This is a genomic window from Methanimicrococcus hacksteinii (assembly GCF_032714515.1).
GTDB classification, from domain to species: Archaea; Halobacteriota; Methanosarcinia; order Methanosarcinales; family Methanosarcinaceae; genus Methanimicrococcus; species Methanimicrococcus hacksteinii.
The window spans coordinates 81,066-104,581 of the sequence record NZ_JAWDKC010000022.1 but is presented as its reverse complement, the minus strand read 5'-3'; the positions used below and the strand labels follow the sequence as shown (position 1 = coordinate 104,581).

Below are 23,516 nucleotides of genomic sequence, written 5' to 3'. Positions count from 1 at the left end.
CATTGTCCGGACGCAGTCTTCGACGAATTTCGGATTTTTGTGGGCTTCTTCAACGACTTTCTTTTCATCGGCGCGCTTGAGAATTTCATAAACGTTGGAGCTCATGGACGCTTCGATGATTTGAATATCAAAAACGTTTTTATCAGCCGTTTTTAATTTCGGACCGAATGTCGCCGATTCTCGCGACGCGTTCGGCAAAAGCATTGTGTTTGTGAATGCTTTCTTCGTTGATTTGCTTGATTGTAATAATCGCGTCATCGGGAAGCTGCGGGAAAGTGTCGACGACTTTCTTCGCCATTGTCCGGACGCAGTCTTCGACGAATTTCGGATTTTTGTGGGCTTCTTCAACGACTTTCTTTTCATCGGCGCGCTTGAGAATTTCATAAACGTTGGAGCTCATGGACGCTTCGATGATTTGAATAATGTTTTCGAGGCGAACGCCTGTCGTGTCCAAAGTCTGAATTGAAATGATGCCGCGGCCGCGCTGATTGTGCGTTGCCATCGGAATCGCGTCAAAGAATTCTGTGATTTTGTCATCGGCCAAGCCGAGTTCTTTGAGTTTGCTTTCGGCTTCTTCCTGCATCATAGACTGCGCGCAGGGGCATGCCGTCATTCCCATGACTTCGGCACCGATAAGCTTTTTGATTTGAACGGCGCTTGCGCCTTCCGTTCTTTCGGCAACGGCGTCGGCGAAAATGTCGACAAACTGCTGGCAGTCAACGCCTGTGGCCGGTGATTTTCGGCGAATCATGTATTCGCTTTTCATACGGACTTCCGCGCGGGAAGCGTATTCGTGGCGCCCGATTAAATTTTCGGCAATGTCGCCGCACAAATTTTCAATTTCGTAAATGGGAGACTGAGAAATATTGGTTAAGATTTCTTCAATCGCTTCAAAATTTCGGGACAGGTTGGCCCCTTTTCTGTCGGACGGGAGGTCGACGAAAATATCAAAAGAAGACATCAGAATAATCGGTCTTTTGTTTTCTCTTTTGATTTCAATCAATTTTTTGACATCGGTGACGCCGACGCGTGTCAGATTAATCGGAACGGCCGGACGATTGGCCTGAACATCCGGAAGAATCGGGCATTGTGACATTTTTAATTTACCTCACAGCGTAATTGTTTTTGAATAAAATATTGAGTAAGTACCGCTAACAAATCCTTGTTGGTATAAAAATGATATGTTGCCGCAGACGGCGTAATGAAATCATCATGATAAATTCGAAAAACGAATATCGGTTTGGTTTTTTCAAAAACGCGCCCGCTCGCGCGTAAACGGTGACATCTGAAAAAGAAACGGAAACAGAAGATTCGAAAAGAATGAATGAAAATGAATGAAGAATGAAAAACGAATTAAAGAGAATAAAAACGAATAAAAGAAAATAATAAACGAAATAAAGCGAGCAAAAGCGAATAAAAGAAAATAATAAACGAATTAAAGAGATGTGAAAAGAGAAAAAAGCTTTAACGGCAAAGCGTTAAAAAACTTACGACAAAGCAGTGAATGCTTTGCCGGTAAGATAAAAATAACAAATGTTATAAAATTCAGATTTCGTCGATCTTTTCGATCTTGACTTTCTCAACAAAGGGTTTGTTGATTTTCGGGGGCATCCATGCCGGTCTGTTCTTGGGTGCGTCGACAATTTCTTTCCATGCTTTGAAGACGTGGACTTTCTTGGTTCCTCTTTCTCTGAGCATGATTGTCTCGGGCTTTTTCTTTGTGCCTGCACCGCGGTTTGCGACTTTTAAGGCTGCCTGTCTGGGCTGTTTGCCGGTAAAGACACCGGATTCGTTACCATTTTTGTCTCTTAAAACAAAGTTTCTTGTTTCTGCCATCTTAATCACCTTTGCAATACTATACGATATTGCTAGAAAACAATTGGAAGAGCTCATATAAATACTTTGTTGAAAAAATTGATTCTATGTATACTGTTTTGACGAAAATTTCAACCCGATTTCGAAGTCAAGCTAATTTTATACATAAATTGTGGATAAATATCAATTTCACAGCAGATGTAAGCCTTGCCGACAGCGTTTTTCGAAAAACAGAAAGGCTGAGAAGAGATATGATTTTCAAGACCTAGCAAAGTGAAGCAAAAAAAAGGCATGAAAAAACAATAGGAAGAGAGGACCACCCCTGAAGACAAGCTCAAAGAGGACCGTTTCGTGAATTGTCGATAATTTCAAACATATTTTTAAAAGACATCAAAAAGTTTAAAATGTCAAATACATTAGGGCACATAAACATTGTATAATTCATATAAACGGACAGAATAAATCAGGATTCACAAATTCGTCGATAATTAGAAACGCGGAAACACATCATGATTTATTAATAAATATCAAATAATTAAACAGCAATCGGCAGGGAATGAAAATGACACTGAAATTAGAAGATGTTTTGATTGAATCATTGCCTTACATCCGCGATTTTTCGGGATCGACAATGGTGATTAAAGTCGGCGGCAACGCGATGCTGAACCCCGAAAAAGACACCGCGATTATGGAAAAGATCATTCAGGACATTGTTCTTCTGCATTATGTCGGCATCAATCCGATTATCATTCACGGCGGCGGCCCCGAAATCAATGAAAAGATGGAAAAAATGGGCAAGCAGCCGAAATTCATCGGCGGCCTTCGTGTGACCGACGACGATACGCTTGAAATTGCGATGATGGTTTTGGTCGGCAACATCAATACGAAAATGGTGTCGCTGATTAACAAACACGGCGCCAAAGGCGTCGGCTTAAACGGTGTCGATTCCAATTTAATCGTCGCCGCCAAAAAGAAAAATCAAAAAATCATCATCGACGGCAACGAAGAAGATGTCGATATCGGCTGGGTCGGCGAAACCGAAATCATCAACCCCGGACTTCTCCGCATCATGATTGAGAACAATTTCATTCCCGTCATTTCCCCGATTGCGATTGATAAAAAAGGACAAATGCTCAACATCAACGCCGACACGGTCGCCGGCGACATCGCCGCGGCAATGGGCGCGAAAAAGCTCATCATGATGACCGACATTTCAGGCGTTCTGCGCGACATCAACGACAAAGACAGCCGGATTTCAAAAATCAAGCTGGGCGAAATTGACGACCTCATCAAAGAGGAAATCATATCAGGCGGCATGATTCCGAAAATCAAAGGCGCCGAAGTCGCCGTCAAGAGCGGCGTGGAAGGCGTTCATATCATCAACGGCAGCACACCGCATTCGCTTTTGCTGGAGCTGTTTACCGACACGGGTATCGGCACAATGATTTTTGAAGAAAAAGAAGAGTAAAGTTCTCTTCTTTTTGCTTTTTTGAAAAAACGAAATTGAATTTTGATTATTTTTGAAAAATGATGCGGCTCGCGCGCAGTGAGCGCTGCCGCAACAGCAAAAAAGAAAAATAAAGGAAAGAATCTCAGCTTTTGCCGAGTTCTCTCACAAGTCTTGCGACATCCGTTCCGACTTCGGAACACTTGGCGCTGCCGCCCATGTCGACAGTGTTGACTTTTTTGTCCAAAATGTTCTTTTCAATCGCTTTGACAATCGTATCGGCAGCTTCTTTTTCGCCGAGCGTTTCAATCAACAGCGCGCCGGCCCAAATCGTTGCCAACGGATTGGCGCGGTCCATGCCTTTGTATTTCGGCGCAGATCCGTGAATCGGTTCAAACATGCTGGTGCCGTTCGGATTAATGTTGCCGCCGGGGGCAAGGCCGAGGCCGCCCTGAATCATGGCGCCGAGATCGGTGATGATGTCGCCGAACATATTGGGCGTGACGACGACGTCAAAGAATTCGGGATTCTTGACAAACCACATGGTAACGGCATCAACGTAATTGAAATCTGTCTCCACAGACGGGTAGCCTTTGCCGACTTCTTCGAATGTTTCGCGCCAGAAACCGTAGATGTCGGAGAGGACGTTTGCTTTGTCAACGGAAGACAAATGATTGTTTCTCTTGGCCGCCAAATCATAAGAATATTCCATGACGCGTTTTGTGCCTTCTTTGGAGATCATGCCGATTTGGTAAGCGATTTCTTCGCTGTCGGTCTCAATGTCGAGGCCGAATTTCGCGGAATACAAATCACGCTGCACTTCCAGAAGATCATTCTTTTGACCTTTCTTTGCGCGGCCGCCGATTCCGATGTAAAAGTCTTCCGTGTTTTCGCGGACGACAACAAAATCAATGTCTTTGGCGGTTTTGCCTTTGAGCGGGGTTTCAACGCCGTCCAAGAGTTTAATCGGGCGGAGGTTGATATATTCGTCAAACGCGAAGCGGAGCTTCAGAAGGATGCCTTTTTCCAAGATGCCGGGGGCCAGTCTCGGGTCGCCGAGCGCGCCGAGATAAATGGCTTTGTAGCCGGAAAGTTCTTTAATCGTTTCTTCCGACACCAGTTCGCCCGTTTCCAAATAGTGATCGGCGCCGTGGGGAAATTCGAGCCAGTCAATGTCAAAGCCGAAAATTTCGCCGGCGGCGTCAAGCACTTTTTGTCCTTCCCGAACAATTTCGGGACCGATTCCGTCTCCGCCGATAACCGGCACTTTATATTGAGTCATTTTTATATTGCTCCGATTTTTGGTAATAATATTATTTTGTTTAATCGAATTGATTGATTGAATTGATTAGATCGATTTAATCTATTAAATTAATTAAATTGATTAAGTTCATATTGATTTTTTAAAAATTCAAAAATCAAATAAAAAGAATGAAAATGAAGGAATTCAAATGAAACATGAAATATGAAACATGAATTCCAAAGGGTTACCCGCAAAAATTACAGATTTTTTTGCGTGTGTTTAATTAACCCGCCGTCGTCTACAATCTGTAATAAAAAGTCCGGGAACGGCACGGTTTTGTATTCTTCGTTTTTGGTTAAGTTTTTCACAATTCCCGCGCCGAGGTCGACTTCTAAAATATCGCCTTCGTCAATTTTGTCCGTTTCCGCGCACTCGACGAGCGGTAAACCGACATTAATGGAATTGCGGTAAAAAATGCGTGCAAATGATTTTGCGATGACGCAGCTGACTTGAGATCCGATGAGCGCAAGCGGCGCGTGCTCTCTGGAAGAGCCGCATCCGAAATTGCTGCCGCCGACAACAATGTCGCCGGGCCGGACCGACTTCACAAAGTCAGGACGGACGCCGCAGAACGTGTACTGTGACAGTTCTTCGGGTGTGTTGAAGATCAGGTAAGTTCCGGGGATGACGGCATCGGTGTCGACATCGTCTCCGAATTTGAAAGCTTTACCTTTGTAAGTTTTATTCTCCATAATTGTCACTTTGGTGAATTTATATTATAATCATAATTTGGAAAAACAAAGTTGTTTATTAACCTTCCGCAGAACGCGTCAAACATCGAAAAAATGAATCCATAAATATAATTGATTGCCATGCATATTCGTTAAAAATCAACAGATTAAATGACAAATGAAATGTAATGAAACGGAAATGCAATGAAACAGAAATTCAATGAAACATGAAATGCAATGAAAGGGTGCAGCAATGAAATGGGATGCCGGACAATATTTGAAATTTGAAAAAGAACGGACACAGCCGTCTGCTGACTTAATCAGCCGCCTTTTTGTGCCCGATCCGAAAAAAATATTGGACATCGGATGCGGCCCCGGAAACAGTACAAAGCTGCTGAAAAACAAATATCCGAATGCTGAAATTCTCGGAATCGATAAATCATTTGAAATGATTGAAACGGCAAAAAAAACTCACCCGGACATTGAATTCAAAGTTGCCGACGCCGTGACCGACTTGAAACAAATCGGCAGCAGATATGACATCATTTTTTCAAACGCGGCAATTCAATGGATGCCGAATCATGAAAAATTGCTGCCGGAAATGATGGCGCTGCTGAATTCGGGCGGCATATTGGCCGTTCAAACGCCGCTTGTTTATGAAGCGCCGATGTATAAAATCATTCAGAATTTAATTTCAGAACCGGAATGGAAAAATAAATTTATTTCCCCGCGCGTTTTTTATAATTTGGAGCCGGGCCGATATTACGATTTGTTTTCAAAAACATCAACAGAATTTACGATGTGGGAAACGGTTTATTATCACATTATGGATTCTTATGAAGAAATAGTGGAATGGTACAAAGGATCAGGACTGCGCCCGTATTTGGAACAACTGACGGCTGAAGACGGGGAAAAATTCGAATCTGAAATTCGTCTTCAGATGGAACGATATTATTCAAAGCAGGAAGACGGAAAAATATTGATGAGATTTCCGCGACTGTTTTTCACGGTTAAATCAGAGGACAGAAAATGACACTTTCGGAAAAAGAACGATTGCTTGAAACTTTTTTTGAAAATCACAAAAAAGTTATTATCGCTTTTTCAGGCGGCGCGGACAGCTCGCTCCTTGCAGCCGCCGCTGCCGCGGCGGCCGCCTCCGACATTGACGCGCTTGCCGTGACGATCAAAACGGAACTGGTCTCGGACAGGGAAATTCAAAACGCGCAGGAAGCCGCCAATGAAATCGGCATTACTCATATTTTCATTGACAAAAAAATATTGGAACTTCCCGAGATTGAAAATAATCGGAAGAACCGCTGCTACGTTTGCAAAAAAGAGATATTGACAACGCTTTTGAACTATGCCGAAGAAAACGGATTTGAAACGGTTGTTGAAGGCACGAATTATTCCGATGTTCTGATGAATGAAGCGAATGAGATTCCGCGCCCGGGATTTTCGTTTATTTCGGAACAAAAAAAGGCCCAAGGCAATCAAAATGACATCGGTCCGATTTTAGAAATCCCGCTTGCCGATTTGAAAATTACAAAGGAAGAAGTTCGGGAATTGTTAAAGAAAAGAAAATTATCGGTCGCCGATAAACCGTCAATGTCCTGTTTGGCAACCCGTTTTTCGTATGATTCAAAATTGGATCCGGCGCTTTTGAAAACCGTTGACAGGGCCGAAGAAATATTGTCCGAGACAGGCGCGAAACAAATCAGAATTCGCTGCCATACGGATTCCGCCGGCCGAAACATCGCACGCGTTGAAGTCGGAATCGAAGACGGGAAGATTTTCTTTGATGCCGGAAATCAAAAAATAATCGGGGAATTTATTGAATTTTTGAAAGCGAACGGCTTTTCTTATGTGACCGCCGACCTGGAAGGATTCCGAAGCGGCAGCATGGATATTTGAAAGTCTAAAACGAACGGAAGGCGAAAATGACAAGAAATGAAAAAGAAACCGTAATCGTGCGCCCCGCGAATGAAAGTGAAACAACACCGATTGACATCATTTTATCGACTTATTTTTTAGACCGCGACGACATTCCGTATGAAGAATTTTATGTCGCTGAAAAAGACGGAAAAATCATCGGTTGTGCCGTTTTTGAAAAATTGAAATCTCAAAAAGAAGATTTTTGGTTTTATGAAATTCATACGATTGCGATTTTGCCGTCCTACAAAGGAAAAGGAATCGGAAAACTTCTTTTGAACCGACTGATTTCAATCATTGAAAAAGAAATCGAAACGGCCGGTCTTGATGAAACGATTACAAGAACAATTTACACGAGAACCACGGCGCCGAATTTTTTCATTCACGAAGGTTTTGAAAAAGCGGAAATTGAAAAAACCGATTATTGGGAAGAATGCGTTTCCTGCAATAATATTGAAATATGTTCTCAGACTGTGCTTACCAAAACTTTGAATTTTGAAAAAACAGAAGAAAATTAAATCAGATTAAATAAAAACAAACGGGAACAAATCAAAACACAAACGGAGAGGAAAATTATGCTGACAATGGGAATCGTCAATATGTATGACAAAATCAAAATCGTAGACGCGCACTACCGCGCAATTGCAAGGGCCGCGCCGATCTGCTATGCTTACGGTTTTTCTCTCGCTCTTTTTGATTTTCCGTTTAAGATGGACAAAGACGAACTCGTCGAGTTCGTCATGGACAAAACCACAATCGGCGAATCCGGCAAATATTTGGATTTGCTCAACAAAGAACATCATTTGTTTGTTTCAGACCTGCCGCCGAAAGGTTTTCCGGCGCATTTCGGATCGATTGTCACAACGACATCGAAGCCGTATCCTCAAAAACTGCTGACGCCGCTCGATGTCGCCGCCGGAAATATGAAGAAAAATTCATACATGTTTTTGGTCGGTTTGGGACGAAAGGGACTGCCCAAAGACCTTTTTGAACGGGCGGAATATCATTTGGACATTACGACCAAAGGCATTTCTTTAGAAACGTGCACGGCAATCGGTGCGATTCCGACGCAAATTAATGCTTTGACTTTTGCGCTGGAGCAGAGGCAGAAAAGAAACGACGGCGACCAGTATTGAGATTTAACAAAAACAAATCAAAACTGAAAATAAATCAAAAGCTGAAAACAAATCAAAAGCTGAAAACAAATCAAAAACTGAAAACAAATATTGTGATAAGCAAAACGCGGTGAAAACATGCTGCAAGATATTTATCCGCATCAATTTCGAAACGAATATGAGAATAAAGCCCCGAATGATTCGGATTTTGTTTTTGTTTTTAAAAGCGGTTATATTTTACTGAAAAAAATAAAATCAGATCCCGTTTTTGAAATTCCGCGATTCGAATCATTTAAGAATAATCCTGAAATTAAAAAAGATGCGCTGTATTTGTTTTCAATTGATGGTGCCGCTTATTTCCTTGCGGGAACAGAACCGTCAGATGAAATAACGGAAGAAAAAAACACAACAGAGGAAGTAGGATATTACAGTGTCCGCAGCAGTCTTAATTTTGAACAGGGAACACTTGCATTTGCCTGCGTTACCGCTTTTCATTTGGCAAAATGGTATGATTCGCGGCGCTTCTGCGGCCGCTGCGGCAAAAAAACAGTACATAAAGAAGATGAACGAGCGGTTTACTGTAAAAAATGTCATCAAACGGAATATCCTAAAATTTCGCCGGTTGTCATTGTCGGCATCAAAAACGGTGATGAAATTCTTTTGACAAAATATACAACAGCCGCATCGGAATACAGGAATTATGCTTTAATTGCAGGTTTTGTTGAAATCGGCGAAACTTTGGAAGAGGCAATTCAAAGAGAAGTGTTGGAAGAAGTCGGCGTTCATGTCAAAAATATGACGTATTATAAGAGTCAACCGTGGGCGATGTCTGAATCTTTGCTTATGGGATTTTTCGCGGATTTGGACGGTGATAAATCTGTTCGTTTAGAAGTTCGGGAATTATCGGAAGCGGTTTGGATTTCCCGAAAAGAAATTCCGGAAGGGGATTCAACAATGAGCTTGACATGGGAAATGATTGAAGCTTTCCGATCCGGAAAAATTGAATGAATCAAAATTCATGCTCATACGCAACGAAAAACGAATGCCTGTCTTTGAAAAATCATTTACAATAGGATTGCATTGCTGCAGGCAGCGCCGCTGCCGATACTGCTGCCGTCAATGCCGAGATGAGCTGTTGTCCCGCTTGCATCTGCTCTTTCTTATCACATCCGCTCGCTGCGCGAGCGTGGGCACTGCTGCCTTACTGTTTTCATTTGCCGCTGTTGTCTTGCAGTTTGCATTGCCGGAAGCTGCCGCGGCAGCGCCCGCCGCGCGCGGGCGGCACGAAATTTTGAGAAAATAGATGAAACCGACCCCGTTTTTTTCATAAATATTAAAGAATGGATTAACGGATTAAGAAATCAAAAAGAGAGGATGAATTATGAAAAACGAATGAAGAAACCCTTTCGGATTTCTCAATTTGTTAAAACAAAAGCGTCAAAGCGCCGTGATAAGACACGCCAGCCCGAATATCGAAACCAACATGAATAATCTTGCGATTGTGATTTTTGTTTGACTTGTAATGCCTGATGCGTCAAAAGGCGCAATTTCCGTAGAATTTTTTAAATTTTCTTTTGTACTGATGTTCTGCATTGACTGCATACTCTCATATCCTTTTGAGATAAAAGGTCTCATATTCTTTTGAGATTTTTCATCACTGATTTAGAATAAAGCAATAAATTTCATTGATTCATTGCACATAACAATCGGTTTTGAATCTATATATAGTTTGCTTCATGCCTTTTTTGTTCAAAAATGCAATCCAGTGACATTCCTTTAATGCTCGTTTTCCCAAAAAAACCGGCAGTGTCGGAACGGAAATAAAGTGCATGCGGCTGAAAGGAACGCAAGCGGCTTAAACGAAAAGATGCGCCTGTGTTTGCTTTCAGAAAAAATTGATTTTTGAAAAATAAACGAAAACGAATTTTTCGTCAAAAACTTTTAAAGAATGGAAACGTATTGGTTCAACTATGCTCAGAAACTCTTACATTCACATGACCGGTATCGGAAAAGGTGTGGAAAAAAATATTTGGGACTTTGGAATCAACTCCTGGGACGAAGCGATTGAAAAAATGGACGGCCTGCCGATCTCGCAAGCCAAAAAGAAAGCTGTCGCCGCCGGCGTTGACGAATCGGAATCTCATTTAAAAGACGGCGACCATTGTTATTTCGCCCAAACCCTGCCGTCGGCCGAACATTGGCGCGCCTATCCCGAATTTTGCAAAGACGTCGCGTTCGTCGATATTGAAACGACAGGACTTGCTCCCGGACACGACACAATCACGGTTGTCGGGATTTACAACAGAAATCAAGCGAAAACATACGTCCAAGGCATTGATTTGGACGACATCGCCGACGAATTTTCGAGATACAAAATGCTGATTACGTTTAACGGCGCCCGTTTCGATTTGCCGTTCATCAAGCGCGAATTCCCCGAAATTGAATTCAACCAGCTTCATATTGATTTGATGTATCCGCTCAAACGTATCGGCTACGGCGGCGGCCTCAAAAAAATCGAACGTGATTTGGGAATTGTTCGAGGCGATAATGTCAAAAACGTCGACGGCTGGGAAGCGGTTCGGCTTTGGAACCGTTACAAGCGCGGTGATGAAGCGGCGCTGGATACGCTTTTAGAATATAATCGTGAGGATATTGTGAATTTGGAGACGATTATTGAAAAGGTGTATTCGGATTTGGTTCAGAATTGTACTTGTAAAGATAAATAAAAACAGAATGAATAGTTTGTATCATAATTTTTACCATCGGCTGCAGTTGTTCGGAAATTCCGAACAACTGAATTTTCCATTAATTCACCTTCTTCAAAAATATGGCGTATATGTTCACTGATGTTTGTTTTACTGGATTGAAATAGCTCTACCATTTGAGCTTGAGTTAGCCAAACCGTCTCATTTTCCATCCGAACATCAACTTTGGTTTGCCCGTCTTCAGTTTGGTAGATTATAAATTCAGAATTTGCCGTCATTCTATCATACCTTTCAAAAATTTTGTAATAAGCATACAATGAATTGAGAGATATACATTTTTACTATTGATAGTAACATGCTTTGTCAAAATAACAAAAAATAAAATTAAAAACATTGAAAATTAATACAAAAAAATAATTTGTTTTTGTCCAGGTGCGTGACCTGAACAAAAAAACGAAGCCCCGTGCGTGATTTGAACACGCGACCTGCTGATTACAAGTCAGCCGCTATACCCCTAAGCCAACGAGGCGCTTTGAAGTATCCCTTACATACAATTCATAATTAATAAATTTTATGGGGGAATGCCTCCAAAATGATGCTTTTTTAAAGGATGAAACATAAGTAAATCCGATAGAATTTAAAATGTATAATAAAAATAGCGTCAGGTCAGATTATGCAGGAAAAAATATCGGCGGTCGGCAAAAAAATTGTTCGGGCGGGGCTTGTTGAGGCAAATTTCGGAAACATCAGCGCCCGGTCGAGTTCGGGAAATTCTTTTTTGATTACCAAAACAAAAACGGCGCTGGACGAAATCGGATTGAATGACGTTGTTGAGGTTCCGGTTTGGAACGGAGAAGCCGACACCTGGATGAGCCCGGCGGAGGCTGAGGCAATTGAAAAAACAGCGTCTTCCGAAACGCCGGTTCACAGGAAAATATATCAGGAAACCGATGTGAAAGCGATTCTTCACGCGCACTGCCCGTATTCTGTCGTGATGTCGCTTTTGGAATACGAAGCCGGAAACAAAACAATCATTCCGGTCGACAGCGAAGGAAAATTGTTTTTAAAAGAAATCCCAATCATTTGCGGCGATATCGGCAGCGAGGAACTGGCGAAAAATGCGGCGGAAGCTTTCAGAGACGGAAAAACAAAAGGTGTTGTCATTCTCGGCCACGGAACGATTGCCGCCGGCAGCACATTGGAAGAAGCTTATAACATAACGGCGCAGCTGGAGCATTCCGCCAAAATCAAATACATGTATGCCAAAGCAAAAAATCTGTTTTGAACAAAATGATCTTAAAAAATTGAAAAAAAGGAAACAAGGTTTTTTGAGCATAATTGTTATTTATATACAAGTAAATTTACGGTAAAACGGAAAAACCAAAAAAACCGAAAAACTCTTAACCGAACAACAGGAAATTAAAGCTAATGGCAGCCAATTCGCTCAGACCGTATGTTGCGGAAACGATTGTAGATCCGATTGCAAAAATATTCATCAAGATCGGCATTTCACCCAATACGCTTTCCATCATATCATTCATATTTTCAATTTTAGCAGGCATTTTCTATTACTTTGCCGGCGACGATTATTTCGGATTTTCGGCACCTTATTACTTCTTGCTGGTCGCCGCAATCTGTGTTTTGGTCAACTCCGGACTCGACGCGCTTGACGGCGCCGTTGCACGCCTCCGCGGCATTGCCGGCAAAAAAGGCGACTTTTTGGACCACGTCATTGACCGCTACGCCGATGTGTTTATCATTTCAGGCATCATTTTCGGCGGCTTCTGCCCGTGGTGGATCGGATTTATCGCATTGGCAGGCGTCCTTTTGACCAGCTACCTGGGAACACAGGCGCAGGCAATGGACATCGGGCGCTATTACGGCGGCATCATGGGACGCGCCGACCGTCTGATTATCATATTGGCGGCCTCCTTTTTGGACTTCGGCTACATCGGATTTTACAAAACCGCCGCATCCGTTTGGGGATTTCAATTCCTCGGCTGGGCAATGATTATTATTGCCGTCGGATCGCACATTACCGCATTCCAAAGAATTTACCACATTTGGAAAGCCCTGGACAGGGAAGATAAAATTGAAAAAGCCGGCATTGAGAACGAAAAAGCAACGCCGGAAGAAACAAGAACGGGAAAGGCGGAAAAAGCGGAAGCCGACGCTTGAGTATTTATTTTTGAAAAACAAAAAACAGAAAACAATGACTCAAAACACATCTTCCACACCTTTTGTTTATTTGGATCATGTCGCAGACATCCGATTTATCGCGTACGGCGAAACCTTGGAAAAAGTTTTTGAAAACGCCGCGCTTGCAACACTTTCCGTGATTGCCGACATTTCAACCGTTCAGCAAAAAAACGAATTTGAAATCGACCTTGAAACCGTCAGTTTGGAAAATCTGATGGTGGATTTCTTATCAGAACTTTTGTTTTTGTTTGACGCCGAAGAAACCGTTCTCGGTTCCGTATCGGTTGAAAAAGTCGGAACAAAGCAAAATGAAAACGGCGATGCCATCTTTTTTATTAAAGCCGCTGCCGCCGGCGAGCCGATTGATTCAAGCCGGCAGAATTTCAAAACGGAAGTCAAAGCAATCACTTACAACGGAATCCGCGTCGAAAAGACGGCGGACGGTTTTGAAACCGAAGTTGTTTTGGACTTGTAACGATAACGGGCACAGGCGCGCTGTCGCCGGCCGTTATCATGTTGCTGCTGCCGCTGCGCTGCTGTGTTGCTGCTGTCGTGTTGCTGCTGTCGTGTTGCTGCTGTCGTGTTGCTGCTGTCGTGTTGCTGCTGTCGTGCTGTTGCTGTCGTGCTGTTGCTGTCATGCTGTTGCTGTCATGCTGTTGCTGTCATGCTGTTGCTGTCATGCTGCTGCTGTCGTGTTGCTGCTGCTGTGCTGCTGCCGCCACCCATCGTCCGCTTTCGTGCTGCCGCCCGCACGCGCGCCGTTTCAATTTTGAGAAGGCGAATTAAAATAAATCTTGTTTTAAAAAATGATCCGAAAACGAAATTTCGATTTTTCGGCAAGCGCAAAGCCAACAAACAATTTAAATCAAAGAAATGAATCACTGTTATAAATCACATTTAATCAAGGGAAAATTATGTCAAACCAAAATGAAGAAAAAAACGAATCCAATGAATCTGTCACGGGCGAATTAAACCGCGTCAATGACAACATTTGGGATATTCCGAAAACGCACGCGTTTGGAATGAATGTCCCGGGCAGATTATTTTTGTCGGAAAAACTGATGGGAACGATTGACAGAGAAACAATCAATCAAGTCGCCAACGTTGCGACGCTTCCGGGTATTTTAGATTATTCAATGGCGATGCCCGACGTTCACCTCGGCTACGGCTTTACCATCGGCGGCGTTGCTGCGTTTGATGAAGAAGAAGGCGTGATCAGTCCGGGCGGCGTCGGCTTTGACATTAACTGCGGCGTTCGCTTAATGAAAACGAATTTGTTAAGAGAAGAAGCGGTTCCGCATATTAAAACGCTGACAGAGAATCTGTTTCAAAAAATCCCGTCGGGCGTCGGCTCAAAAGGCGAATTCAAAGTCACCGACACCGAATTGACGGATGCTTTTTTACACGGCTCGCAATGGGCGGTTGAAGCCGGCTACGGTATTGAAAGCGACACCAAAAACTGCGAATCCTACGGCTTCATGGAAGGCGGCAATCCCGATATTGTCGGAACCAAAGCCCGCAAAAGAGGGCGCCCGCAGTTCGGAACGCTCGGAAGCGGCAACCACTTCCTGGAAATTCAGTACGTCGACAAAATTTATGACCCGACAGCGGCCGCCGCCTACGGCCTTTCCGAAGGACAGGTCACTGTGATGATTCACTGCGGTTCACGCGGCGCCGGCCACCAGATTTGTACCGACCACCTGCAGACGCTGAACCAGGCCGTTAAGAAATACAAAATAAACGTGCCCGACATGCAGCTTGCCTGCGCGCCGGCCAAGTCCAAAGAAGGACAGGACTACTTCGATGCCATGAAATGCGGCGCCAATTATGCATGGGCGAACCGCCAAATCATTATGCACTGGACACGCGAAGTCTTTGAAAAATTCTACGGCAAAGACACGGACGCGCTCGGCATGGAGCTGCTTTACGATGTCGCGCACAATGTCGCGAAATACGAAACGCATTGTGTTGACGGCAAAAAACAGGATGTTTACGTTCACAGAAAAGGCGCAACACGCGCATTCCCGGCAGGGCACAAAGAAGTGCCTCAGCAGTACAGAGATGTCGGTCAGCCCGTTCTGATTCCGGGAAGCATGGGAACACCGTCATTTATACTCAAAGGCGGCCCGAACTCAATGTCGCTCTCATTCGGCAGCGCCTGCCACGGTGCCGGCCGCGTGATGGGACGCGGCAAAGCAAAAGACACCATGAGCGGCGAAGCTGTCCAAGAAGAGCTGGCAAGGCAGGGCATTACGGTCAGAGCCGAAAGAGCATCCGTCATTGCCGAAGAAGCGCCGAGCGTTTACAAAAACAGCGATGACGTTGTCGATGTTGTCGACAGTCTCGGGATTGCTCAAAAGGTTGCCCGCCTGATTCCGATCGGCGTTATCAAAGGATGAGGTGAAAAACATGGAAATGGAAATGATTATGCCGGCGTATTATGATTCCAACATTTACGTCATTAACAAAAAAATTATCATTGACACGGGAATGACGGCCGACCACGTTCTGCCGAGCCTTGAAAAAATCGTGCCGCTTGAAAATATTGAGCTGATTATTTTAACGCACACGCATTACGATCACAGCGGCTGCGCGGGCGCAATTTTAGAGAAAAGCGGTGCAAAACTTTCAATTCATGAAGCGGACGCGCCGTTTTTATCCGACGACAATTTGTCGGGCGCGCTGAATTTCGGAAGCCGGGCCGCATGTCCGTTTCCCGACATCGTATACAGCGGCGGCGAGAGAATTCCGATCGGCCGGAATTCGGACGGCGAAGACGAATACTTGGAAGTGATTCACACGCCGGGACACACTGTCGGCTGTATTTGCTTATATGAAAGAAATTCAAAAACGCTTTTTTCGGGCGACACTGTCTTCTCTGAAGGCGGTATCGGAAGATCTGATTTTAAGATTTCGGCGCCTGAGAAAATGACCGATTCGATTGATAAATTAACGAAGCTCGATATTGAAAATTTATGTCCCGGACACGGGCGCCCGACGGTGGGAGATGCCAACGCGTCAATCGCATTATCAAAAATGATGTCGGAACGATTAAATCCGTGATCAGACAATTAAGAGAAAAAAGAGAAGACCGGGGAAAATAAAATGTCAGAATTTAACAAAAGTGAAGCTGAGAAGAAAGACCGCCGCAAAGCCGGAACGCTTGGAACGGTCAGCAAAGTTGAAGTCGGAAAATCCGGAAACCGCCGGACGATTTTAGGACTTGAAAAGAACGCCGGAAAAATGGGCGCGGACAAATCAAAAATCGTGATTCCCAAAGACGATGAAAAAGGCAAAGGACAGGCAAAGAAAACAGACAAGCCTGCAAAACCCGGCATCGGAAAGATGGGTGTCCGCAGTTCGGATATGAAACCTTCCGAACCGAAACGTTTTGAATGGAAAACGGATAGCGGTCGAAGCAAAGACGACGACCGGTATGAATCCAAAAGAAATGACCGGAAAAACGGCAAGACCGGTAGTGTCGACGGCAAACGGAATCAGGATGACAAACGGAATCATGACGGCAAACGAAATAATGGCAACGATTGGAATAATGATAACAGCCGGGGTAATGATAACAGTCGGAGTAATAACAATAACCGGAATAACGATAAAAGCAGAAACAACCGCTCCGAGTCAAAAAAAAACGAAGTTGACGGGAAAAATCCCGAAAAGAAAGTAAACCATTTTTTTGAGAAACGCCGGCAGGAAGCATTGAAGAGAGCCGGCGATTTTTTACCGATGAGTCTTGAAGAAGCCGAAAAGAAAGGCTGGGACGAACTCGACATCATTTTAGTGACGGGAGACGCGTATGTCGATCATTCCGGATTCGGAACGGCAATCATCGGCCGTGTTTTAGAGCACGCCGGATTTCGCGTCGGCGTCATCGCGCAGCCCGACTGGACAAGCAAAGACGCTTTTGAAATCCTCGGAAAACCGCGGCTGTTCTTTTCGGTAAGCGCCGGAAATGCCGATTCGCTTGTGAACAATTACACGCCTCTTCTTTACAAACGCGAAAGTGACATGTATTCGCCGGGCGGCGAGCCGGGGCTGCGTCCCGACCGCGCTGTGATTGCTTATTCAAATCGGCTTCGTCAGGCCTATCCTGATGTGCCGATTGTTGCCGGCGGCATTGAAGCATCCCTTCGCCGTTTTGCCGAATTTGATTATTTATCCAACGACGTGCGCCAATCCGTTTTGGCCGACGCGCCGGTCGATTTGATTGTTTACGGCATGGGCGAACTTCAAATCAAAGAAATCGCCGACCGAATGAATGCGGGCGAAAAGATATCGGAAATTCGGGACATTCCCGGAACCGTCTGGAAAATGCCCGTCCGCGAATGGAAAAATATTCGGGCCGGCCGGGAATCTGAATACATTAAGTCTCTTGAAAGCGAATCGTTCAAATCAGGTGAATCGTTCAAATCAGATGAATCGTTCAAATCAGGTGAATCAATCAACTCATGCGATTCATACATTGAACTGCCCGATTTTACCGAAGTTTCGGAAAGCAAAGAGCAGTACGCCCGCGCTTTTAAAACAATTTATGAAAATCAAAATCCGATTTCCGGGAAAAAGCTGGTGCAGCCGCATCCCAAAACCGTTATCGTTCAAAATCCGCCGATGCGGGAATTAACGGAAAAAGAAATGGACGACGTTTACGAACTGCCTTACCTGCGTTTGGAACACCCGTCGTATTCGGAAGGCGTTCCGGGACTTGACGTCGTCCGGAATTCAATTACCAGCCACCGCGGCTGTTTCGGCGGCTGTTCGTTCTGCGCGATTACGCAGCACCAGGGACGCGCAATCAGCAACAGAAGCGAAGAGTCCATCATCAGAGAAGCCGAGTCAATCATTGAGTCGCCGGACTTCAACGGCATTATCAACGGCATCGGCGGCCCGAGCGCCAACATGTACGGCATGACCTGCCCGACATGGGAAAAGAAAGGCGCCTGCACGCACAAAAACTGTCTGGTTCCGACCGTCTGCCCGTCATTGAATTCGAGCCACGAACGGCTTTTAAAACTGCTGGAAACGCTTCGGAATATGCCCGATGTCAGAAAAGTGCTGACCGGCTACGGTGTTCGGTTTGATTTGGCGCTTCAGGAGGACGGTTACTTGGAAACGCTCTGCAAATACCATGTCGGCGGTCAGCTGAAAGTGGCGCCCGAACACTTCTGCGACAATGTGACGGCGGCGATGAGAAAGCCGAATCGGGAAACTTTTGAGAAGTTTGAGAAGAAATTCAAAGACGTCAATAAAGATCTCGGCCTGAAGCAATTTTTAGTGACTTTCCAAATTTCGGGACACCCGGGATGCACGATGGAAAACGCCGTTGAAATGGCGGAATACATTCGGGACAACAACCGCTACACAGAGCAGGTTCAGGATTTTACGCCGACGCCGATGACGATTTCAACCTGCATGTTCCATACGGGACTTGATCCGTTTACGATGGAAAAGATTTACGTTCCCGTGACCCGAACGGAAAAGAAAATGCAGCGCGTTTTGCTTCAGTTCAGAAATCCCGACAATCGGGAAATGATTCAGCAGGCGCTGGAATCGGCGGGACGGACGGATTTAATCGGAAACAGAGAAAATTGTCTGATTCCGGATCATGACCGAAGACACCGATTCTGAAAACATAGATTATGAAAACATAGATTCTAAAAACGGAAATTGAATTTTGAAAACGGAAATTGAATGATTGAAAACGGAAATTGAATGATTGAACTTTGAAAAAGAAAATCAGAAATGGGCGACGGAAGACATGAAATTAGAAACCGCCGCCCGAAAAGCAAAAATAAAATGAAAGTGTTGAAAAATTGACAAAATGAAATATTAATATATTTAATACGCCTTTGATTTTTAGTTATTTTAGAAAATTAAGGTTTAAGAATGAAGCTGGAATACAAAGTCATTATTTTGTCCGTCATGGTCGGTGTCCTGTTTATTTTAGCGGAGGCGCTGTCCCGGTTTTTTGCATCAGATGTGGAAACGGACAATATCAGAGATGCTTTGGGCTTTTTATTTGAACCGCTGACAACCGATCAGGGTATTTTTTTCAACATCGTGATTCTGCTCCTTTGTTTCGTTTTCGGCGTTTTGCTGGCGCGGCTGATTAACCAGGTTTTAAAAGCCAAGGGTGTGGCCAAGCAAACGGATATTGAAAAAAATATGATTTTGGATTTCGTTCCTGAAATTGTGATTTACATGACGAACGACTACAAAATTATGTGGGCCAGCCGATCTTTTTATACCGAAACCGATTTGGACGAATCGGATGTTGTCGGCAAACCGATAACGGTTTTGGGAAAAATATTGTTCCCGACCGATTCCATCAACACGATGTATGCCGAATTTTTGGATGAAAAAGAAATTTCAGCGGAAATTAAAAGTTTCAAAAATAAATATTGGCAGATTATCTCAAATGCTTCCCGCGATGACAACGGCGAAGTCACCGGTTATGTTTTGCTGGCAATCGATATTACGGTCAGCAAATTGGACGAAGAAATGAAGCGCATTTCTTACGAAAGACTGGAAAACAATATCGAACAGTTTGCAACCGTGATTGACAATATCAGAAACCCGCTTTCAATCGTCGTTTTATCGGCCGAAACGTCAAGCGATCAGGAAACTTCAAAGAAAATTATCGCCGAATGCGATGAAATCGAAGAAGTGATTGCCAAATTGGACGAAGGCTGGGCAAACTCCGAAGAAATCCGCAACTTCTTAAAGAAACATTTGTAAAATGTCTCTTCAATTCTTTTTTTGACTTTTTTCTTGTTCTGATATTTTCTATTCCGATCATTTTTTCCGATATTTTTTCCTGATATTTTCGATTCTGATTTTAAATGTTTCAGCACGGCTGCTCCGCGCGCGGCTGCACAAATTTTCAAAAATCAAATAAAAAACGGGCCCCGGCTTTAAAAATTGAAAAAACAAAAAATGAAATAAAATAAATTATGACCGGTTGTTTGCCGTTTGAATCAATTCAATCAGATCAATAACGGGAATGTCGCCGCCCGCATCTCTTAAATTGCGCAGGCAAAGCGGACAGGTTGTCACAATGTAATCAACGCCCTCGGGGACGTCTTCCAGTCTTCTTTTGGCCATTGCCAAAGACAAATCATTGTATCCGGAGCGGACACCGCCGCCGCCGCCGCAGCATCTTGACTTTTCGCGGATTGCCGTCATTTCAATCAGATTGTCTTTGCCGACGATTTCATAAATCAATTCGCGCGGCTCATCAAAAACATTGTTGTGGCGTCCGGAATGGCAGGGATCGTGATAAGTGACTTTTAAATCTAGTTTGCCGAGGCCGGCCTTTTTTAAATCATCTAAATGAGAAATCAAATATTCGGAAACGGTAACGACATTGATGCCGTCAAGAGTGTAATTATTTTTAAGCGTGTTGTAGCAGCCGGCGCAGCCCGCAATGATCATATCGGCGCTGCTCTTTTTGATTTGGTCAAGATTGTGTTTCATCAGTGTTTCGGCTTCGTCGACAAATCCGAGGCGCAGAAGCGGAGACGCGCAGCATTTTTCATCTTCCAGGAGGCCGACGCCCATTTGATTGAGAATTTGATACGTTGAAACGGCGGTCTCGGGATAGCGGTAAGCATCCAAACAGCCGACAAAATAAACAGCTTTCGGATTTTTCGGAACAGTGAGCTCCGTTCCTTCCAGCCAGCCGAGCCGGCTTTCAGAATTGCCGAGCGTGTTTGAATATTGCGCCACCGTGTCACGGATTTTCATCTGCGTCGGCGTCATCAGGCCTTTTGCAACAAGCCCGCTGCGCGCGCCTTCAACCAAGTCGGGCGGATGAACGCCTGCGGGGCAGGTGACGGCGCAGTAGCCGCATGTCGTGCACGTGTTAATGCTGTCAAAAACAGAATCGTCCGTCAGATTTCCTTCGTAAGCATCGCGGATGATTAAAATGCGGCCGCGCGTGTTTTTGGATTCGCGGCCCGTTTGTTCAAATGCGGGGCAGACCGAACGGCAATTGCCGCAGGCAACGCATCTGTAAAGATCTCTTTTATCCACTTTTGCAAAAGACATTTTTTAAACCCTCATTTCGTTTTTCTTACAGCCCTAATTTCCCCGGATTTAAAATTCCGTTCGGGTCAAGAGCTTTTTTAATCGTTTTCATCACGGCAAATGCAGAACCGCATTGTTTTTCCATGTACATGCCGCGGGCAGCGCCGATGCCGTGCTCGGAACTGACGGTCCCGCCGAGTTCAATTGCCGCCAAATGCAGTTTATCGGCGGCGATGTTGAGTTTTTCCCACTCATTTTCATCTAAAACATCAATAAATAAACCGACATGAACGGTGCCGTCGCCGACGTGCCCGTAAATCATCGGTGTGATGCCGACTTCGCTTGTGATTTCATAGACTTTTGAAATCATTGCCGGCAATTTTTGAATCGGAACGCCGAGATCTTCGCCGACGTAAATGCGCGTTTTTGTCGGATCAATCTTTGAAACCGCAGCGCCGAGAAGGCGTCTTGCGTCCCAGATTTCTTTCATTTTGACGGGATCGTCGGTAATCAGAATGCTGCTTGAGATGTCTTCGCACGCCTTTGCAAGCAAAACGGCGGCTTCGTCAACAGCGTTTTTGCTGCCGTCGACTTCAAACAAAACGACATCGCCGTCGCGCGGGAAAATGACATCGGGATCTAATTTCGTCAGAACCGAGACGGATGTCCGATCCAGAATTTCACAAGCGGACGGTGTCACGCCTGCCGCAAAAACGCGGGAGACGGAAAGGCCGGCATTTTCGGGTGACGGGAAAGAAATCATAATCAATTTCCGGGCTTTCGGAATCGGCGCGATTTTTAAAACCGCTTTTGTAATGATGCCGAGCGTTCCTTCCGAGCCGACAATCAGCCGGGAAAGGTCATAGCCGGAAGAAGATTTCAAACAGTTGGAACCGGTATGAATAACGGTTCCGTCCGCCAGGACGACTTCCAGGTCCAAAACATAATTCTTGGTTGTTCCGTATTTCACGCAGCGCATACCGCTTGCGTTGTTTGCGATTTGGCCGCCGATCGTACAGGTTGCGGCACTTCCCGGATCCGGGGGGAAAAAGAAACCGTACGGTTTAAGCGCTTCATTGAGTTTGTCGGCAACGATTCCGGTTTCAACCGTGACTTGAATGTTGTCAATGTCAATGCTTAAAATTTGATTCATCAGCGACATATCTAAAAGAATGCCGCCATTGACCGGAACGGCGCCGCCGGCAAGTCCGGTTCCCGCGCCGCGGGGCGTTACGGGAATCAAATGATCATTCGCGTAAGCCAAAATTTGAGATACCTCGGCGGCGGTTTTCGGAAAAACAACATAATCCGGCTTTCCCTTCACTTGGGAGCCGTCGGCCGCGTAGCAGCAAAGCTCGGCGGGCGCAATTGTCGCGCGGTCCGGACAAATATTTTGAAGCTGTTCGTAATGATCCATAGATGATTAACCGTTAAGCAGATAATGATTTATGCAAATAATATGGAAAATAATATGAAAATAATGAAATGAAAAAACGCATGCGAAATGCAATTTATAATCTGTCTGCATTTTCAGGTTGATTCCTTATATATATTTTATTATGAAGCGTTTTTTAAAAGCAATGCACAATCGGCATTAAAAGGCTCTTGAATCGGATTTAACATTTTGGATTCATGATCTATTTGTCATAAAAAAATATCATAAATCATAAATGGCATTCGCTGTCCATAAATAAAAAAAGAAAAGAATCAATAATGATTTAAATTATTTTTTTGCGGCTCCGGAAAGTGTTTTTGCTGCCGGCTTTGCCGTAGATTTCACAGGCGCTTTGACTGCCGGTTTTGCCGCGGGTTTCGCGGGCGCTTTAACTGCCGGTTTTGCTGCGGGTTTTGCAGGCGATTTGGCTGCCGGTTTTGCGGCAGTTGTTTTCTTTGCCGCGGCCGGTTTTGCGGCAGGCTTTGCCGGAGTTTTCAGCTTGGCCATCATTTCTTCAACTTCTTCAGCGCCTTCTTCATAAAAGTCGGCTTCATCGGGCTGAAGTTCGCGAAGCAGGCGAAGGAATTCGCCGGCATGTTCTTTTTCTTCATCGGCGATGTCCAAAAGAACAGTTTGCGCAAGCTTGTTGTCGGTTGATTCTGCGAGCTGTTCATAAAGCTGAATCGCTTCGTACTCGGCGGACACCATAAAACGAATGGCGCGAACAAGTTCTTCATGCGTCAGCTTACGGCCGTTTTTCAGGCCGGCGAAAGGATTACCAAATTCAGGCATATATATAAAATTGTATTCGAAGTATAAATATTTTATATTTTGTATATTGAAGAATATTAGATAAT

The 23,516-nt window shown here is 44.5% G+C and carries 25 protein-coding genes, 1 tRNA gene and 1 pseudogene; 16 read left to right on the top strand and 11 right to left on the bottom strand.

From position 1 onward, the window contains the following. The 3 genes and pseudogenes from MmiAt1_RS07375 to MmiAt1_RS07365 all read right to left on the bottom strand — a co-directional run. Positions 1–126 (bottom strand): annotated as a pseudogene (locus tag MmiAt1_RS07375) (GTP cyclohydrolase, FolE2/MptA family); the annotation flags it as partial. Positions 127–142: 16 nt separating this feature from the next. Further along, positions 143–1,096 carry a GTP cyclohydrolase MptA gene (gene mptA, locus MmiAt1_RS07370; RefSeq protein ID WP_318786244.1) on the bottom strand — a complete coding sequence of 318 codons (954 nt, stop codon included), beginning with the start codon at positions 1,094–1,096 and terminating at the stop codon, positions 143–145. A gap of 449 nt (positions 1,097–1,545) precedes the next feature. Continuing rightward, the gene (locus MmiAt1_RS07365) at positions 1,546–1,836 is read right to left on the bottom strand and encodes a non-histone chromosomal MC1 family protein (RefSeq protein WP_133517041.1); all 291 of its coding nucleotides are present in this window, start codon (positions 1,834–1,836) and stop codon (positions 1,546–1,548) included. Positions 1,837–2,377: 541 nt separating this feature from the next. Here MmiAt1_RS07365 and argB point away from each other — a divergent pair. Continuing rightward, complete coding sequence (gene argB, locus MmiAt1_RS07360) at positions 2,378–3,283, top strand: acetylglutamate kinase (RefSeq protein WP_318786243.1); 906 nt, start codon at positions 2,378–2,380, stop codon at positions 3,281–3,283. A 124-nt stretch (positions 3,284–3,407) separates the two neighbouring features. Here the strand turns inward: argB and MmiAt1_RS07355 are convergent, their stop codons facing one another. Together MmiAt1_RS07355 and MmiAt1_RS07350 are read right to left on the bottom strand one after the other, a co-directional pair. After that, positions 3,408–4,544, bottom strand: a complete 1,137-nt coding sequence (locus MmiAt1_RS07355; protein ID WP_318786242.1) for an isocitrate/isopropylmalate dehydrogenase family protein — start codon at positions 4,542–4,544, stop codon at positions 3,408–3,410. Positions 4,545–4,762: 218 nt separating this feature from the next. Then, complete coding sequence (locus tag MmiAt1_RS07350; protein WP_318786241.1) at positions 4,763–5,257, bottom strand: 3-isopropylmalate dehydratase small subunit; 495 nt, start codon at positions 5,255–5,257, stop codon at positions 4,763–4,765. 232 nt (positions 5,258–5,489) lie between these two features. Between MmiAt1_RS07350 and MmiAt1_RS07345 the strand changes: the two genes are divergently transcribed. From MmiAt1_RS07345 to MmiAt1_RS07320, 6 genes are all read left to right on the top strand, one after another. Continuing rightward, a complete protein-coding gene (locus tag MmiAt1_RS07345) occupies positions 5,490–6,269 on the top strand; it encodes a methyltransferase domain-containing protein (protein ID WP_318786240.1) in 780 nt (259 codons plus the stop codon). Next, positions 6,266–7,147, top strand: a complete 882-nt coding sequence (larE, locus tag MmiAt1_RS07340) for an ATP-dependent sacrificial sulfur transferase LarE (RefSeq protein ID WP_318786239.1) — start codon at positions 6,266–6,268, stop codon at positions 7,145–7,147. The genes MmiAt1_RS07345 and larE overlap by 4 nt, the downstream gene beginning before the upstream one ends. Positions 7,148–7,173: 26 nt before the next feature. Then, positions 7,174–7,683, top strand: a complete 510-nt coding sequence (locus MmiAt1_RS07335) for a GNAT family N-acetyltransferase (protein WP_318786238.1) — start codon at positions 7,174–7,176, stop codon at positions 7,681–7,683. A 57-nt stretch (positions 7,684–7,740) separates the two neighbouring features. Further along, positions 7,741–8,301 carry a DUF531 domain-containing protein gene (locus MmiAt1_RS07330; protein WP_318786237.1) on the top strand — a complete coding sequence of 187 codons (561 nt, stop codon included), beginning with the start codon at positions 7,741–7,743 and terminating at the stop codon, positions 8,299–8,301. A gap of 117 nt (positions 8,302–8,418) precedes the next feature. After that, positions 8,419–9,288, top strand: a complete 870-nt coding sequence (nudC, locus tag MmiAt1_RS07325) for an NAD(+) diphosphatase (protein ID WP_318786236.1) — start codon at positions 8,419–8,421, stop codon at positions 9,286–9,288. Positions 9,289–9,424: 136 nt separating this feature from the next. Then, on the top strand, positions 9,425–9,583 hold the full coding sequence (locus MmiAt1_RS07320) for a hypothetical protein (RefSeq protein WP_318786235.1): 159 nt from the start codon (positions 9,425–9,427) through the stop codon (positions 9,581–9,583). A gap of 134 nt (positions 9,584–9,717) precedes the next feature. Here the strand turns inward: MmiAt1_RS07320 and MmiAt1_RS07315 are convergent, their stop codons facing one another. Beyond that, positions 9,718–9,882 carry a hypothetical protein gene (locus tag MmiAt1_RS07315; RefSeq protein WP_318786234.1) on the bottom strand — a complete coding sequence of 55 codons (165 nt, stop codon included), beginning with the start codon at positions 9,880–9,882 and terminating at the stop codon, positions 9,718–9,720. Positions 9,883–10,250: 368 nt separating this feature from the next. On the opposite strand from MmiAt1_RS07315, the gene MmiAt1_RS07310 reads away from it, so the two are divergent. Beyond that, positions 10,251–11,006, top strand: coding sequence for a ribonuclease H-like domain-containing protein (locus tag MmiAt1_RS07310; RefSeq protein WP_318786233.1), 756 nt, complete (start codon positions 10,251–10,253; stop codon positions 11,004–11,006). On the opposite strand, the gene MmiAt1_RS07305 is transcribed toward MmiAt1_RS07310, so the two are convergent. Together MmiAt1_RS07305 and MmiAt1_RS07300 are read right to left on the bottom strand one after the other, a co-directional pair. Then, the gene (locus MmiAt1_RS07305; RefSeq protein ID WP_318786232.1) at positions 10,979–11,263 is read right to left on the bottom strand and encodes a virulence RhuM family protein; all 285 of its coding nucleotides are present in this window, start codon (positions 11,261–11,263) and stop codon (positions 10,979–10,981) included. The two genes, MmiAt1_RS07310 and MmiAt1_RS07305, sit on opposite strands and share 28 nt — an antisense overlap. Before the next feature lie 179 nt (positions 11,264–11,442). Next, a tRNA-Thr gene (locus tag MmiAt1_RS07300) sits at positions 11,443–11,514 on the bottom strand. Positions 11,515–11,658: 144 nt separating this feature from the next. Between MmiAt1_RS07300 and MmiAt1_RS07295 the strand changes: the two genes are divergently transcribed. The 8 genes from MmiAt1_RS07295 (at position 11,659) to MmiAt1_RS07260 (ending at position 19,934) form a co-directional block, all read left to right on the top strand. Then, a complete protein-coding gene (locus MmiAt1_RS07295; protein WP_318786231.1) occupies positions 11,659–12,270 on the top strand; it encodes an aldolase in 612 nt (203 codons plus the stop codon). A 143-nt stretch (positions 12,271–12,413) separates the two neighbouring features. Continuing rightward, positions 12,414–13,163 (top strand): CDP-alcohol phosphatidyltransferase family protein, encoded by a 750-nt coding sequence (locus MmiAt1_RS07290; RefSeq protein WP_318786230.1) that lies wholly within the window; start codon positions 12,414–12,416, stop codon positions 13,161–13,163. Between the two features lie 34 nt (positions 13,164–13,197). After that, positions 13,198–13,659 carry an archease gene (locus MmiAt1_RS07285; protein WP_318786229.1) on the top strand — a complete coding sequence of 154 codons (462 nt, stop codon included), beginning with the start codon at positions 13,198–13,200 and terminating at the stop codon, positions 13,657–13,659. A gap of 38 nt (positions 13,660–13,697) precedes the next feature. Further along, on the top strand, positions 13,698–13,970 hold the full coding sequence (locus MmiAt1_RS07280) for a hypothetical protein (protein WP_318786228.1): 273 nt from the start codon (positions 13,698–13,700) through the stop codon (positions 13,968–13,970). Between the two features lie 125 nt (positions 13,971–14,095). Continuing rightward, positions 14,096–15,583 (top strand): RtcB family protein, encoded by a 1,488-nt coding sequence (locus MmiAt1_RS07275; RefSeq protein WP_478219500.1) that lies wholly within the window; start codon positions 14,096–14,098, stop codon positions 15,581–15,583. Between the two features lie 10 nt (positions 15,584–15,593). After that, on the top strand, positions 15,594–16,247 hold the full coding sequence (locus tag MmiAt1_RS07270; protein WP_318786226.1) for an MBL fold metallo-hydrolase: 654 nt from the start codon (positions 15,594–15,596) through the stop codon (positions 16,245–16,247). A gap of 678 nt (positions 16,248–16,925) precedes the next feature. After that, a complete protein-coding gene (locus MmiAt1_RS07265) occupies positions 16,926–18,824 on the top strand; it encodes a YgiQ family radical SAM protein (RefSeq protein WP_318786246.1) in 1,899 nt (632 codons plus the stop codon). A 258-nt stretch (positions 18,825–19,082) separates the two neighbouring features. Then, on the top strand, positions 19,083–19,934 hold the full coding sequence (locus tag MmiAt1_RS07260) for a hypothetical protein (protein ID WP_318786225.1): 852 nt from the start codon (positions 19,083–19,085) through the stop codon (positions 19,932–19,934). 213 nt (positions 19,935–20,147) lie between these two features. Here the strand turns inward: MmiAt1_RS07260 and MmiAt1_RS07255 are convergent, their stop codons facing one another. The 3 genes from MmiAt1_RS07255 to MmiAt1_RS07245 all read right to left on the bottom strand — a co-directional run bounded on the left by MmiAt1_RS07255 (position 20,148) and on the right by MmiAt1_RS07245 (position 23,451). Next, positions 20,148–21,245 carry a (Fe-S)-binding protein gene (locus MmiAt1_RS07255; protein ID WP_318786224.1) on the bottom strand — a complete coding sequence of 366 codons (1,098 nt, stop codon included), beginning with the start codon at positions 21,243–21,245 and terminating at the stop codon, positions 20,148–20,150. Positions 21,246–21,270: 25 nt separating this feature from the next. Beyond that, positions 21,271–22,641, bottom strand: a complete 1,371-nt coding sequence (locus MmiAt1_RS07250) for an FAD-binding oxidoreductase (protein ID WP_318786223.1) — start codon at positions 22,639–22,641, stop codon at positions 21,271–21,273. Between the two features lie 306 nt (positions 22,642–22,947). Then, the gene (locus MmiAt1_RS07245; RefSeq protein ID WP_318786222.1) at positions 22,948–23,451 is read right to left on the bottom strand and encodes a ferritin family protein; all 504 of its coding nucleotides are present in this window, start codon (positions 23,449–23,451) and stop codon (positions 22,948–22,950) included. Positions 23,452–23,516 lie beyond the last annotated feature (65 nt).

Bases quoted from the DNA above. Each gene is read 5' to 3' on its own strand.
- MmiAt1_RS07280 (WP_318786228.1), top strand. From the start codon at position 13,698: ATGTTGCTGCTGCCGCTGCGCTGCTGTGTTGCTGCTGTCGTGTTGCTG.
- MmiAt1_RS07335 (WP_318786238.1), top strand. From the start codon at position 7,174: ATGACAAGAAATGAAAAAGAAACCGTAATCGTGCGCCCCGCGAATGAA.
- MmiAt1_RS07285 (WP_318786229.1), top strand. From the start codon at position 13,198: ATGACTCAAAACACATCTTCCACACCTTTTGTTTATTTGGATCATGTC.
- MmiAt1_RS07365 (WP_133517041.1), bottom strand. From the start codon at position 1,836: ATGGCAGAAACAAGAAACTTTGTTTTAAGAGACAAAAATGGTAACGAA.
- MmiAt1_RS07255 (WP_318786224.1), bottom strand. From the start codon at position 21,245: ATGTCTTTTGCAAAAGTGGATAAAAGAGATCTTTACAGATGCGTTGCC.
- MmiAt1_RS07265 (WP_318786246.1), top strand. From the start codon at position 16,926: ATGAGTCTTGAAGAAGCCGAAAAGAAAGGCTGGGACGAACTCGACATC.
- MmiAt1_RS07295 (WP_318786231.1), top strand. From the start codon at position 11,659: ATGCAGGAAAAAATATCGGCGGTCGGCAAAAAAATTGTTCGGGCGGGG.
- mptA (WP_318786244.1), bottom strand. From the start codon at position 1,096: ATGTCACAATGCCCGATTCTTCCGGATGTTCAGGCCAATCGTCCGGCC.
- MmiAt1_RS07310 (WP_318786233.1), top strand. From the start codon at position 10,251: ATGCTCAGAAACTCTTACATTCACATGACCGGTATCGGAAAAGGTGTG.
- MmiAt1_RS07355 (WP_318786242.1), bottom strand. From the start codon at position 4,544: ATGACTCAATATAAAGTGCCGGTTATCGGCGGAGACGGAATCGGTCCC.
- MmiAt1_RS07290 (WP_318786230.1), top strand. From the start codon at position 12,414: ATGGCAGCCAATTCGCTCAGACCGTATGTTGCGGAAACGATTGTAGAT.
- MmiAt1_RS07270 (WP_318786226.1), top strand. From the start codon at position 15,594: ATGGAAATGGAAATGATTATGCCGGCGTATTATGATTCCAACATTTAC.
- MmiAt1_RS07350 (WP_318786241.1), bottom strand. From the start codon at position 5,257: ATGGAGAATAAAACTTACAAAGGTAAAGCTTTCAAATTCGGAGACGAT.
- MmiAt1_RS07305 (WP_318786232.1), bottom strand. From the start codon at position 11,263: ATGACGGCAAATTCTGAATTTATAATCTACCAAACTGAAGACGGGCAA.
- MmiAt1_RS07345 (WP_318786240.1), top strand. From the start codon at position 5,490: ATGAAATGGGATGCCGGACAATATTTGAAATTTGAAAAAGAACGGACA.
- MmiAt1_RS07250 (WP_318786223.1), bottom strand. From the start codon at position 22,641: ATGGATCATTACGAACAGCTTCAAAATATTTGTCCGGACCGCGCGACA.
- MmiAt1_RS07330 (WP_318786237.1), top strand. From the start codon at position 7,741: ATGCTGACAATGGGAATCGTCAATATGTATGACAAAATCAAAATCGTA.
- MmiAt1_RS07260 (WP_318786225.1), top strand. From the start codon at position 19,083: ATGAAGCTGGAATACAAAGTCATTATTTTGTCCGTCATGGTCGGTGTC.
- MmiAt1_RS07315 (WP_318786234.1), bottom strand. From the start codon at position 9,882: ATGCAGTCAATGCAGAACATCAGTACAAAAGAAAATTTAAAAAATTCT.
- larE (WP_318786239.1), top strand. From the start codon at position 6,266: ATGACACTTTCGGAAAAAGAACGATTGCTTGAAACTTTTTTTGAAAAT.
- nudC (WP_318786236.1), top strand. From the start codon at position 8,419: ATGCTGCAAGATATTTATCCGCATCAATTTCGAAACGAATATGAGAAT.
- argB (WP_318786243.1), top strand. From the start codon at position 2,378: ATGACACTGAAATTAGAAGATGTTTTGATTGAATCATTGCCTTACATC.
- MmiAt1_RS07245 (WP_318786222.1), bottom strand. From the start codon at position 23,451: ATGCCTGAATTTGGTAATCCTTTCGCCGGCCTGAAAAACGGCCGTAAG.